This window comes from Streptomyces macrosporus, assembly GCF_039533145.1.
Taxonomy (GTDB): Bacteria; Actinomycetota; Actinomycetes; order Streptomycetales; family Streptomycetaceae; genus Streptomyces; species Streptomyces macrosporus.
Genome location: NZ_BAAASZ010000034.1, coordinates 62,223 through 74,035 on the forward strand (window position 1 = coordinate 62,223; position 11,813 = coordinate 74,035).

Genomic DNA, 11,813 nt, shown 5'->3' on the forward strand with positions numbered 1-11,813 from the left:
AGGCACATGAGCGACCAGCGCCACCCTCTACCGCACGGTTCGCGTGGTACGCCCGGCTCTCATCATGCACAGGATCACGACGGCGCCGCGGCCCGGTGGTGGGCGTGGTTCAAGGAGTCGCCGTTCCTGCCCGCCACCGTGCTGGTGCTGATCGTCGGTGCGGGGGCCGGGCTCTTCGCCGGCTCCTACACCTATGCCATGGCGAACCCCACCCCGCGCCACATCCCCGTCGCGGTCGTCGGCGACACCGCCGCGCACGAGGAGCGCGCGGACGCCTTCGCCGACGCCATGAGCGAGGACCTGCGCTCTTCCCTGGACCTGAGCGAGTACCCCGACCGCGCGGCGGCCGACGAGGCCCTGGAAGCCCAGAAGGTTTTCGCGGTGCTGAGTATTCCCGCCGACCCCGACCGGGAGCGGCCCGTCCTGGAGGTCTCCAGCGCCTCCGGCGCGTCCGTCGCCGAGCTGCTGACCCAGGCCGCCCGCACCGTGGGCGAGAAGACCGGACTGCGGGTGGCGGTGCGGGACGCCAAGCCGCTGGACCCGGGCGACCCGCGCGGCCTGGCCCTGTTCTACGTCACCCTCGCGGCGGTGGTCGCCGGCTTCATCGGCGCCATCCAGCTCAGCGTCAACGCCAAGGCCCTGAATCCACCCGAGCGGATCGCCTTCACGGCCGCCTACTCCCTCCTCGGCGGCTTCTCCATCACCGCCATCGTGGACTGGGTGCTGGACGCGGTGGACTTCCCCTTCGTCCACTCCTGGATGATCCTGGCCCTGACCATGTTCGCCTCCGGCATGGTCTTCACGATGTTCCAGACCCTGATCGGCCGCTGGGCCATGCTCCCCACCTGGGGTCTGATGGTCCTCATCGGCAACCCCTCCTCCGGCGGCGCCGTCTCCTGGCCCCTGCTCCCCTCGCTGCTGGGCGCCGTCGGCCGCTGGCTGCCCCCGGGCGCGTCCGTCAACGCCCAGCACTCGGCCGTCTACTTCCCCGGCCACCAGCACGTCCAGCCCTATCTGGTGCTGGCCGGCTGGGCGATCCTCTCCTGCGCCGTCTTCTGGATCTGGCGCCACCGCCACCCGGGCGGACGCGAGACCGACGGTTCGTAGCCGCCCGCCCGGACCCGCACGCGACGTGGCGCGCCGCGCCCGCCGAGGCCGAACGCGCCGCCGTCGAGTGGGCGTTCCGCGCCCTCCGCCGGGACGTGCCACGGCACCGGTGGTACGACGACCACCCGATCGGCGGCTTCCCCGCTCGCGCCCGACACACGGCCGAGGTCGGCCCACCTGTTCGACATGGAGCCGTCACGGGAGCCGACCCCGCGCCAGGCCGTGCTCGCCGACCCGCACACCCGAACCGCCCTCCGGTCTCCGGGTGCGGCACATACGGAAAAGCCCCCGGCGAGTGGCTCGCACGGGGGTTTTCCTGCGGTGGCTGGGGCCGGGGTCGAACCGGCGACCTTCCGCTTTTCAGGCGAGTTGATCGTACGGAGTGGATCACCTTCCCGCACGACAACGACCAGCGTTGACAGGCAATGGCGTACGGCTGCGTTCGGCGGCGTTCGCTGACGTTGCCGTCAGACTGCCGTCAGTTGCACTCAGCTTGGAAGCTCACCGCCTGGCTTACCCACATGCTCCCAACACGGGCTTGGATCGACCGCTGTCTCATAATTTCAACCACCGATCCACGCAGAGTTGCAGAATAATTTAGCGCCTCTTGGCTCTGCGTGCCTTCTCCCTGCGGATCCGCATCTTCAAGGTTTCGAAGTAAGTCTCGTAAGGTGTATTCACGATCTTCTTGTGTAGATCCTGCGAAACAAGCGCATCGCCTGACTGTTGCGTGATGGACGAAAGCCCTGTCTCGGACAGAATCTCATAGGCGTAAACGTAGGCTTCCGAGAACTCGTCTGCCCTATTCTCGGCGGCCTCGGCAGCCTCACGCAAGAAGGAGATCAGTCGGCCAGCCTCTTCTGAGGGATCCTGTGCCCTATCTGCTAGGTTAATTCCAGTCACAACCCCGGCTGCCAGTAGGGCAATGTAAGCACTATACTCTGGCTTGCGGAAGCGTTGAAAATACCTAACTTCCGCTTCTGCGTGAATTTCGCTGACTTCGTTTCTGCCGGCTCGCGCCGCACCGCTGATAGAGAACAGTGCGGAAAAAACCTTGTCAGAAGTGTTTTGATGCTCGTAAATTACTTCCAAGACTGGAGCGAGTAGCTTGCTGTAGTTATTGTCGAAGATATTCGTGGGGCGCTCACTGAACACCCCCTTGTACAGGGCCTTGGTCTCCTCGTAGGTGATCTGCACATCGCTGATCGCCGCGATCATGTCTGTCACGCCATGGGCTGCGTCTGGTGCAACAGAGAGGCCGGATCGAGCTGCCTCTCGTTGAACGAGCTGAGGCCGGAGATACTTAGCCAGATCCAGATCAATCTGCCGGACTCGATTTTGGTAGTTTGCCGAATGGGCTACTTCCCAAAGGTCGTTCGATTCCACGATTTTCACAGGGATCAGCAGGCTGTCATTAACGAATTCTCGCCTGGCTACGATGCACATCGTGGTCTGACATCCGTTAACGATGGAGGCGCTTTCGAGGAGAAGCTTGTTGCCGGAGCGCTCAACGCGGTTGGCTCGAATGGTGATGCCGTTATTCCGCTCGAGCATCTTCTCGGGTGTCTCTTCTACCGTCTTAGCGATTTTGCGATTCACTGATTCCCGGTCATGGTTTTTCTCCAGCCCCAAGAAGGATCGGATATTTTCAAAGAATAGACCGTCGCCGTGCTCGTCATAAAGGTGTAGAAGTTCGACGCCGGACAGGATGCCGACATGCACGGAACCAGCGTTGAGCCAGTCCGTTGCGCCCTTCAATTCGAGGAGGGAGGGAACCTCGAAGGACTTCCGATAGACCGATTGCAGAGAAAGTAGCAGAGTCGGTCCGTCGAGAATCAAAAGTCGGTCATCGGAAACAAGTGAATCGTAGAATGGGCGTGAACTGCGCCTTGCTGCCTTGTATCGACTTAGGACACCATCGATTTTTGAGGATGTGATAATGGCGTATATAGGGCGCGGTCGATTTTCAAGCTCGCTGGCGCTAAAGAGCGCGCCTTGGCCGGAGTCCCTGTCTTCGAGTTCGCGGTCGTAAGCCTCGAATTGGCTAATGATCTCGTCAATTTCACTTGCTCGGCGCAACCTGAACTTTGACTGTACGTAAAGGCGTTGCCCATTTTCATTGGGGCCCGCCAAGATGTCGACGCCCCGGTCGTGGCTAAGTTTATCGTTCAGGTGAAAATCGGTGAATTCGTCGCATCGCGGAATCCGAGGCAATAGAGCGAGGGCAAAGTTTACGAAACGCAGTCCCTTGCCATGCGGGTTTTCGTCCGCGAGTTGCTCGTCCAAGTGCCCTGAGAAGCTGTCGTAATCGTTGAGCCAGGCAGGAAGCGTAGTCGCAGATCCCATGTGCGATCTCCCTCGTGTGAGGCCTCACAGCCTCGGCCGTCAGCCGAAGTAGCATATCTCGCCTGCGCCTTAAGCGAGTTGACATGAGTGAGGAGGCGGCTAGCTTCGCCTGCGAGGTCGGCGGAGCGGCTTTGGGGTGGAGCTGGCTTGGGGCGAGAGATCGGGGGCCCGTACGCTGGCCCGCGAAATCGGGCAGCCCTTGGCCTGCCCGCAAGTGCCCGATGTGGGCCCCCGATCTTCGAGGCTCGCCCCAAGGTGGCTCCGTAAAGCCGCGGAGCCGGCCGCCCCAGCCACGACGGCACCTGGTCAGCAACCGCTGTGCTTGCTGCTGGTGCGCGGCCGGCGGACGCCGGGGCGGAGCGGGGCGAAGACAGGAGCGCAGGCCCGGCGGGGAGCCGGGCCGCGCGCGGCGAGCGGCAGCGAGCCGCACTTGATGAGGTAGAGATCTTTGTAACGCGCTAGCTGGATGGCGAGACGTAGCAAAGGGCGCTGGTCTGCTGGCCGTTGCCGTAGTGGTGCGTGGTCTCGCCGATCTTGCGCCATCCGAGACGTTCGTAGAGGCGTATGGCGGCGGTGTCCTTCGTCATGACGTCGAGCACCAGGCGGAGTCCACGGGCCTGCGCGTAGGTCGTCGCGGTCTGCATCAGCTTCTCGCCCAAGGCTCGCTTCCGGGCGCTCTTGGTCACGAAGAGTCGGCCGAGGACGGCTACGCGCTCGTGGCTCTCCCCGCTCTGCCGGGTCCAGAGAGATACGGCGTCCTCGCCGTTGGGGCTCATCACCGCCACGTGTCCGACGACCTGGTGGTCGGCCTCTGCCACCCAGGAAGCCAACACGTCCTCCGATCGCAGCCAAGCTTCCGGGTCGGCGACCCCTTCGACGGGATACCCGTCCGTGGCGTGCACCTCCACCAGTGCCGCCGCCGCGCCGGGCAGATCGGCTTCCTCGAACGGGCGGACTCTCGGGCTTCCCATGCGGACTCCTGGCTACTCGACGGGCAGTTCGTACAGCAATCCGGTCTGGTCCGCGCGGTGCACGTAGCGGGAGACCTCGAAGGGAACGCCGTCCTGGTCGAGGCTGGTGTGCAGCACCTCAAGGACCGGGACACCGGGCAGGAGTTCCAAGACGGCGGCTTCCTCCGGCGTCGGCATGCGCGCGCTGATCTCGTCGCGCACGCGGGTCATGACGTGCCCCAGTTCCTCGAGTCGCCCGTAGATGCCGTGCGGGCCGGTCTTGGGCTGCATGAGCGCGGTGCCCTGCGTTTCGTCCCACCGGAGGTAGGTCGAGACGATCTGCACCGGCTCGTCGTCGGCGAAGTAGTGGTTCTCCCGGTGAAGGACGCTGGCCTCGTCGCTCGGCACGTTCAAGCGCTCGGCGATGTCCTTCGGCGGTGTCTCTCGGTCGATGCTGACGACATCGATCCTGGCCGTCTTGCCCTGGCGCTGCGCCTCCAGCCGGAAGGGCGTCAGACCGGTCTCGCGGTTCTTCGAGGAGTAGCGGTCGCTGCCGAAGCGGAAGAGCCGCTGCGGCTCGCGCACGAAGACTCCGCGGCCCTGCTTGGCGGTCACCAGGCCCTGTTCGGCCAGCAGGCGGATCGCCTCACGAGCCGTGTTCCGTGCGGTGCCGTAGCGCTCGGCCAGGGCCCGTTCGGACGGCAGCTTGTCCCCGGGCGAGAGCCGGCCCGCCTCGATCTCGGCTCGTAGCTCCTCCGCGATGCGCCTGCTCGGAGGCTGCTGGGGAGGAGGGGCAGATGTGGTCATACCGAACAGCATAGCGACTGGCTTAAGCCAGCTCCTTGACGCGTGCGACCCTCCATGGTCAACTGGCTCAAGCCACCAGTGGCTCAAGCCAGTTGAAGGGCGGCGCCCTACCGCCAAGCAGATGCGCCGCCCCACCCCTCTCTCAAGGGAGCTTCCATCATGCCCGTGTCGCTTATCCATGCACAGCGCCGGTCCGGTCCTCCTGCACCGAGGATCGTCCGCCGCCCGTTCCGCTGCTGCCCGGTGTGCGGCATGCCGAGCTGCCTCGATCGGGACGCCTGTCGTCGGGACTTCGTGAACATCGAGTGGCTGGAGTGCCCGGACTGCGCGGGCTCCGGCTACGACACCACCGGATTCCAGATCTTCTGCCCGGCCTGCCGAGGGGCGAAGGTCCTGGAGGTCGAGATAGTCGACGATTCGGGGGTGGCCGAGTGACGGCCTTCCCCGTCGCCCCGGAGGCCGTGGCCGGTGTCGCCGCCTCCGTGGGCACCGACCCGCTGACCCTGGCCGACCTGCTGCGTGTCGCCTCGGCTCCGGGCTTCGACCGCTGGCGCGATCAGGTGCGCCGTACCGGGGGCTGCTCGGACCCGATCCACCTGTCCGGTACGACCGTGATCCGCGACGCCCGGACCGGGGCCGTCCTGCACTCGTACTCCACCGAGAACGAACCCGGTGGGCGGCTGCGGGTGGCCTGTGGGAACCGGCGGGCCTCGCGCTGCCCGTCGTGCGCCTGGACGTACGCGGGGGACGCCTACCACCTGATACGGGCCGGGCTGACCGGCGATCCGAGGATGGGCATCCCGGACCGGGTGCGGGTCCACCCCGGGGTGTTCGTCACGCTGACGGCTCCCTCGTTCGGCCCGGTCCACAACCGTCCCGAGTCCGGCCGCTGCCGCTGCGGCGTCGCTCACGCCGAGGACGCCCCGGAACTGGGGACGGCGCTCGATCCGGCCCGGTACGACTACGCCGGGGCCGTGCTGTGGAACAACCACGCCGGGAACCTGTGGCGGCGCTTCACGATCTACCTGCGCCGCGAGATCGCCGCCCGTGCCGGGTTGTCCCAGCGCGCCCTGCGGGACGTGTGCCGGATTTCCTTCGGGAAGGTCGCCGAGTTCCAGAAGCGCGGCGCGGTGCACTTCCACGCCATCGTGCGCCTGGACGGTCCCGGCGGTCCCGGGGACGCTCCGCCCTCCTGGGCCGGCACCGGCCTGCTCGGCGACGCGATCCAGGCCGCCGCCGCACGGGTCGCCGTCTCCGTGCCGGGGTCCGGTGGCTTTCCTGCCCGCGTCCTGCGCTGGGGCGCACAGGTGGACGTCCGCGCGATCGGCACCGACGGCCACGAGTTGACCGAGCAGGCCGTGGCCGCGTACGTGGCGAAGTACGCCACCAAGGCCGCCGAGTCCACCGGCACCGTGGACCGCCGCATCGGGGAGCTGGCCGAACTCGACAAGCGGCCCGGCCTGCCTCCGCACACGCGGCGGCTGATCGAAGTCTGTCATGCCCTGGACGACGCCTATCCCGATCGCAAGCTCTGGGCCTGGGCCCACATGCTCGGCTTCCGTGGGCACTTCCTGACCAAGTCCCGCCGCTACTCCTCGACCTTCGGCGAGCGTCGCCAGGTGCGCGCCGACTTCCGCGCCCGCCAGGAGCGCCGTGAGCGGGGTCTGCCCGAAGACCTCGGCGGCGCGGACGGCTCCACGCTCGTGCTCGCCCACTGGACCTATGTCGGGCACGGCCACACGCCGGGCGAGTCCTGGCTCGCGGCCTCCATCGCCCGAGACATCCGCCAGAACCGGGAGATCGCCCGCGAAGCACTCGCGGAACTCGACGACGAAGGGGAGGACTGGACATGAGCCGCCGCAGCCGTCTGAACGGCGAAGGAACGATCACGCTTCGCAAGGACGGACGCTGGGAGGCCGCGGCCTACGTCCCGACCTCGGCGGGCACGCTCAAGCGCAAACGCCAGTACGCGCGCACGCGCGCCGATGCCCACGCCAAGCTCGTGCGGATGCTGGAGCAGGCGAACCGTGGAATCCCCGTCGCCGACAAGTCCTGGACGGTCGGGGCCTACCTCACGTACTGGATCGAGCATGTGGTGACGCCTCGGCGGCGGCCCAAGACTCTCCTCGCCTACGAGTCGGCGGTTCGGCTCTATCTGGTGCCGCTGCTCGGCAGCAAGCGTCTCGAACGGCTGGCGCCCCGGGACGTGTTGGGCATGCTGGCGCGGCTGCGCGAACTGTGCCTGTGCTGCGCTCGGAAGCTCGACGCCCGGCGGCCCGAGGAGGTGCAGTGCTGCTCGCGCGGCCGGTGCTGCGGCCGGCGGCTGTCGACCCGGATGATCCAGCTCGTCCACGCGGTGCTCCGCAACGCCCTGCAGAACGCCGTGCGGGAAGAGCTCGTGTCGCGCAACGTCGCCAAGCTCGTCCAGGTGGAAGGGCCGTCGTACGCGCGCGGCAAGGGGATCGATCCGGCGTCGGCCCGCGAGCTGCTGGCGACGGTGAAGGACGACCGGCTGTACGCGCTGTACCTCATGGCCCTGACCCTCGGGCTGCGCAAGGGCGAACTGCTCGGCCTGCGGTGGGACGCGGTGGACCTGGAGAAGGGCGAACTCGCCGTGACCCGATCACTCCAGCGGATCAACGGGGAGCTGGTGTCGGCACCGCCCAAGACGCGGCACTCGTGCCGGACGATCCCGCTGCCGCCCTTCGTCGTGGACGCCCTACAGGCCCGGCGCGAGCAACAGCGGCGGGAGCACCTGAACTGCGGTGACGACTGGCTGGACTCCGGATACGTCTTCACGACGGCCGTCGGCTCGCCCGTCGATCCGCGGAACCTGAACCGCCACTGGTACGCCCTGCAGAAGCGGACCGGCCTGGAGGGCTACCGCTTCCATGATCTGCGCCACTCCTTCGTCTCGCTGCTGCTGGACCTCGGCGTGGCGCCCCACATCGTCCGGGAGATAGCCGGCCACAGCGATCTCCAGGTCACGCTAGGGGTGTACGCCCACGCCTCGGCGGAGGAGAAGCGGAAGGCGCTGACGCGGCTCGGCAAGCTCTTCGAGTGAGCAGCGGAGAGACCCACTGCCGTCGTACTGCCGTCAGTACGCCAACGCGAAACCCCCGCCGATGATCTCGACGGGGGTTTCTGCCCTGATGGGCTGCGGTGGCTGGGGCCGGGGTCGAACCGGCGACCTTCCGCTTTTCAGGCGGACGCTCGTACCAACTGAGCTACCCAGCCGCAGCGGTCCTGACGGGATTTGAACCCGCGGCCTCCACCTTGACAGGGTGGCGAGCACTCCAAACTGCTCCACAGGACCAAGTTGTACGAGCACCAGTCTCGCACAGGGTGGTGCGTGCCCCCAACGGGATTCGAACCCGTGCTACCGCCTTGAAAGGGCGGCGTCCTGGGCCACTAGACGATGAGGGCTGATGGCCCACCTGGGCGCTTCTCAGCGCGTCGGGGACGTGAGAAGCATATGGGATGGCGGGACGGTTCGCCAAAACAGTTTGTCGAGGGGTGTCCCGGCGGGTCCTCGACGGGACCGGTCGGGGGCTACTCGGAGGGCGACGGGGAGGGCGTGGGAGAGGGGGAGCCACCGGACTCCGCCTCGTCCGGCAGACGGCGGCTGACCTCGGCCGTCGTCAGGCCCAGACCGCCGAGGGTGATCTCGTCCCACGCCTGGAGCCGCTTGGTCTCCTGGTCCAGGTAGAGGACCGTGGCCATCACCGGCTGCGGCTCGTCGCCCTCCACGGCGCGCAGGCCGCCGCCGCCCGTGGAGCCCACGATCATCAGCCGGGTGCCGTCCTCCATCACCTGCGTCTCGCGGCGGTGGAGGTGGCCGGAGAGGACCAGCGGCACGTCGCCGTCCGTCTGCTGGGCCGCCACCGGGTTGTGCGCCGCCGCGATGTGCACCGGCTCGCCCCGCTCCTCGCTCTCGCGCAGTGCCCTGGCCAGCTTCCGGCCGGCGGCGCGCTCGGCCGGGTCGCCCTCGGCGACCACCGAGCGGTCCGGGGTGAACTGCGGGTCGCCGGTGCCCGCGATCCGCAGGCCGTCCAGGACGACCGATTCGCCGTCGTCCAGGACGTGCGTGTTCTCCAGGTCCTCCAGGTACTCCTGGGTGGTCTCCGAGTCGTGGTTGCCGCGCACCCACACGTACGGCGCGTCGAGGTCCTCCACGGGGTCGAGGAAGCCGTTCTCGGGGGCGGTGCCGTGGTCCATGGTGTCGCCGGTGTCGATGATCACGTCGATGCCGTACTGCTCGACCAGCGACGCGATGATGTGCCACGCGGCCGGGTTGAGGTGGATGTCGGAGACGTGCAGCACCCGGATGGTGCTCGGGTCGGGCCGGTAGGTGGGGAGGGTGGAGGTGGCGTCGTAGAGCTTGGTGACGTTGGTCACCAGCCGGGCCAGCTCCTGCTGGTAGACGTCGAACTCGGCGACGATGCTGCGCGCGTTGCCGACCACGCTCGGCGCGCCGGCCAGCAGTCCGGAGAACCTCGGCTCCAGCACCGACTTCGGGTTCCACGTCGCGTACGCCGTGGCGCCGGACGCGGCCAGCAGCGCCAGGGCGAGCCCGCCCGCCGCGAGCGCGCGCCGCGGGCGCCGGTAGACGACCAGGCCCAGTGCCGTGGCGCCGGCGAGCACCGCGACGCAGGACCGCACGGCCAGGTCCCGCGCACCGGTCCGGACGTCCCGGGAGATCTGCTCCTCCAGCCCGCTGATCCGCTCCGGGTGGTCGACGAGGGACCGGGCGCGTTCGGGGTCGAGCTGGTCGATGTCGACGTGGAGGCCGAGCGGCGCGACATGGCTGTCGAGTTCGAGCGCGCCGAGCGGCGGCACGTCGATCTCCGTCCCCCCGGTCGGCGAGGGCCGCAGCGACATGCGGGTGTCCACCGGTCCCACGGGCGCCTGCACGCCGCCCACGACGAGCAGCCCGAGCCAGGCGCCCAGCAGCGTGACGGCGATCAGCCCGAGCGGCCGGGCCCAGGGGCGGGCGGTGGGGGCGAGGGAGGGCGTCGGTGCCGGGCGGCCTGCCCGGCGGCGGCGCCGGAGAGAGCGGGGAACGGCCGCGGCCCTGCGGGCGAGGTCCCGGAGCGGCCGGAGGGGTTCTCGGCTCATGCCGTGCCATATGCCCTGCTTGTACGGCGACTATGCGGTGCCGGAACCGTGCGGTGCCCGCGCGGCGTGGCGGACAATGGGCGCGTGCTGGAGATGACGCGCGAGGAGTTCGAGGAACTGGTCGCCGAGGCGCTCGACCGGATTCCCCCGGAGCTGACGCGGCTCATGGACAACGTGGCGGTGTTCGTGGAGGACGAGCCGCCCGCCGAGGACCCCGAGCTGCTCGGGCTCTACGAGGGCACCCCGCTGACCGAGCGCGGCGAGTGGTACGCGGGGGTCCTGCCGGACCGCATCACCATCTACCGCGGCCCCACCCTGCGGATGTGCGAGCGCGACGGCGGCGACCGGGAGATGGTCGTCGAGGAGGTGGAGATCACGGTCGTGCACGAGATCGCCCACCACTTCGGCATCGACGACGAGCGGCTGCACGCCCTGGGCTACGGATAGCCGCGGGGTCGCCGAGGGGCGCGGCGGAGAACCCGTCGCGCCGGACGTCGACCCGCACGCGCCCGCCCGGCGCGCCGCTCGCCGCGGGGGCTGTGCGGTGCGCCGGCGGACGCACTCGACCTTTTCCGCGGGCGCCACGAGACGCCGCGGCCGGCCGAACGGGGCCGTGGGCGGGCGGCGTTGGCGGACGCGGTGGGCGCGGCGGCGGTCGTCCTGAGGGCGGTTTGGGTGGGTTTGTCGCTCACGCGTGACCTGGCGGGCCGGCGGCAGTTGGGCAGTGGGCCCGCCCCGTTCCGCCTCCCGGAGGTGCCGCCCCGTGCGCCGAGACCGAACCGCCCCCCGCATCCCGTCCCGCGTCCCCGTCCGCGGGAGTGTCCGCACGGCCGCCGGCGCCCTGTTGCTCGCCGCCCTCGGCGGCTGCGTGACGGTCGGCCCGCCGCCCGACGGGGACGGCACCAGGAGGCAGCCGGTCGGACACCAGACGTCCCGGGGCGCCGACGGCGTCCCGCCCGGAAGCGCGGTGGCGCCGCGCGGCGGGGGCGGGGACCGGGAGGGGGGCCGGAGGCGTCCGGCCGAGGACGGGGACGACAAGGGCCGGGGGAAGAAGGACCGCGAGGCGTCCGGTTCGCCCTCCGCCTCCTCCTCGCCGTCCGCGGGCGCGTCGCGCTCGGCGCGGCCGTCGCCGTCGACGAGCCAGGGCAAGGGCGGCCGGCCGTCCGCGCCCGCCTCGCCCCCGCGCGACTCCGCCCCGTCGTCCCCGCCCCCGGACCGCACGACCCCGCCCGCCGACCCGTCCCCGTCCGGCGGCGACGGCAGCGGCGACGGCGGAGCGGGCGCCGGCGGGGGAGAGAGCGGCGGCGCGGAGGCCGGGGCGGAGGACGACCCGCGCGAGACGTACGCGTCCTACGAGGCCGACGTCGGCGGGGGCGCCGGTGTGACCGACCTCACCGGACCGGCCTCCCGCGCGGCTCCGTCGAACGGCCGGACGGGGCGGTCCGGCGGACCCACCGGCCGACCGTGACCGTTGTCACAAGGGCC

10 protein-coding genes and 3 tRNA genes are annotated in these 11,813 nt (G+C 69.3%); 6 read left to right on the plus strand and 7 right to left on the minus strand.

The features are described 5' to 3' along the window. Positions 1-6 precede the first annotated feature (6 nt). Complete coding sequence (locus tag ABD335_RS24475) at positions 7-1,107, plus strand: ABC transporter permease (RefSeq protein ID WP_344327305.1); 1,101 nt, start codon at positions 7-9, stop codon at positions 1,105-1,107. Between the two features lie 597 nt (positions 1,108-1,704). Here ABD335_RS24475 and ABD335_RS24480 read toward each other — a convergent pair. The 3 genes from ABD335_RS24480 to ABD335_RS24490 form a co-directional block, all read right to left on the minus strand. Continuing rightward, positions 1,705-3,453 (minus strand): AIPR family protein, encoded by a 1,749-nt coding sequence (locus ABD335_RS24480; RefSeq protein WP_344327308.1) that lies wholly within the window; start codon positions 3,451-3,453, stop codon positions 1,705-1,707. 458 nt (positions 3,454-3,911) lie between these two features. Further along, positions 3,912-4,424, minus strand: a complete 513-nt coding sequence (locus ABD335_RS24485) for a GNAT family N-acetyltransferase (RefSeq protein WP_344327310.1) — start codon at positions 4,422-4,424, stop codon at positions 3,912-3,914. Between the two features lie 12 nt (positions 4,425-4,436). After that, on the minus strand, positions 4,437-5,210 hold the full coding sequence (locus ABD335_RS24490; protein WP_344327312.1) for a GntR family transcriptional regulator: 774 nt from the start codon (positions 5,208-5,210) through the stop codon (positions 4,437-4,439). A 252-nt stretch (positions 5,211-5,462) separates the two neighbouring features. Between ABD335_RS24490 and ABD335_RS24495 the strand changes: the two genes are divergently transcribed. The 3 genes from ABD335_RS24495 to ABD335_RS24505 are packed head-to-tail and all read left to right on the plus strand — an operon-like array spanning position 5,463 to position 8,274. Next, complete coding sequence (locus tag ABD335_RS24495) at positions 5,463-5,645, plus strand: hypothetical protein (RefSeq protein ID WP_344327314.1); 183 nt, start codon at positions 5,463-5,465, stop codon at positions 5,643-5,645. Further along, positions 5,642-7,063, plus strand: coding sequence for a replication initiator protein RepSA (gene repSA / locus ABD335_RS24500; RefSeq protein ID WP_344327316.1), 1,422 nt, complete (start codon positions 5,642-5,644; stop codon positions 7,061-7,063). Before ABD335_RS24495 ends, repSA begins: the two co-directional genes overlap by 4 nt. Next, positions 7,060-8,274: a site-specific integrase gene (locus ABD335_RS24505; RefSeq protein ID WP_344327317.1), complete on the plus strand. Its 1,215-nt coding sequence runs from the start codon at positions 7,060-7,062 to the stop codon at positions 8,272-8,274. The genes repSA and ABD335_RS24505 overlap by 4 nt, the downstream gene beginning before the upstream one ends. 99 nt (positions 8,275-8,373) lie before the next feature. Here ABD335_RS24505 and ABD335_RS24510 read toward each other — a convergent pair. The 4 genes from ABD335_RS24510 to ABD335_RS24525 form a co-directional block, all read right to left on the minus strand. Then, positions 8,374-8,447: transfer RNA gene (locus ABD335_RS24510), tRNA-Phe, on the minus strand. A 4-nt stretch (positions 8,448-8,451) separates the two neighbouring features. Then, positions 8,452-8,526 (minus strand) — tRNA-Asp (locus ABD335_RS24515). A gap of 37 nt (positions 8,527-8,563) precedes the next feature. Beyond that, positions 8,564-8,636: transfer RNA gene (locus ABD335_RS24520), tRNA-Glu, on the minus strand. A 126-nt stretch (positions 8,637-8,762) separates the two neighbouring features. Next, positions 8,763-10,328: a metallophosphoesterase family protein gene (locus tag ABD335_RS24525; protein WP_344327319.1), complete on the minus strand. Its 1,566-nt coding sequence runs from the start codon at positions 10,326-10,328 to the stop codon at positions 8,763-8,765. A gap of 84 nt (positions 10,329-10,412) precedes the next feature. On the opposite strand from ABD335_RS24525, the gene ABD335_RS24530 reads away from it, so the two are divergent. Next, positions 10,413-10,775: a metallopeptidase family protein gene (locus ABD335_RS24530; protein ID WP_344327321.1), complete on the plus strand. Its 363-nt coding sequence runs from the start codon at positions 10,413-10,415 to the stop codon at positions 10,773-10,775. A gap of 316 nt (positions 10,776-11,091) precedes the next feature. Continuing rightward, complete coding sequence (locus ABD335_RS24535; protein ID WP_344327322.1) at positions 11,092-11,796, plus strand: hypothetical protein; 705 nt, start codon at positions 11,092-11,094, stop codon at positions 11,794-11,796. Positions 11,797-11,813 lie beyond the last annotated feature (17 nt).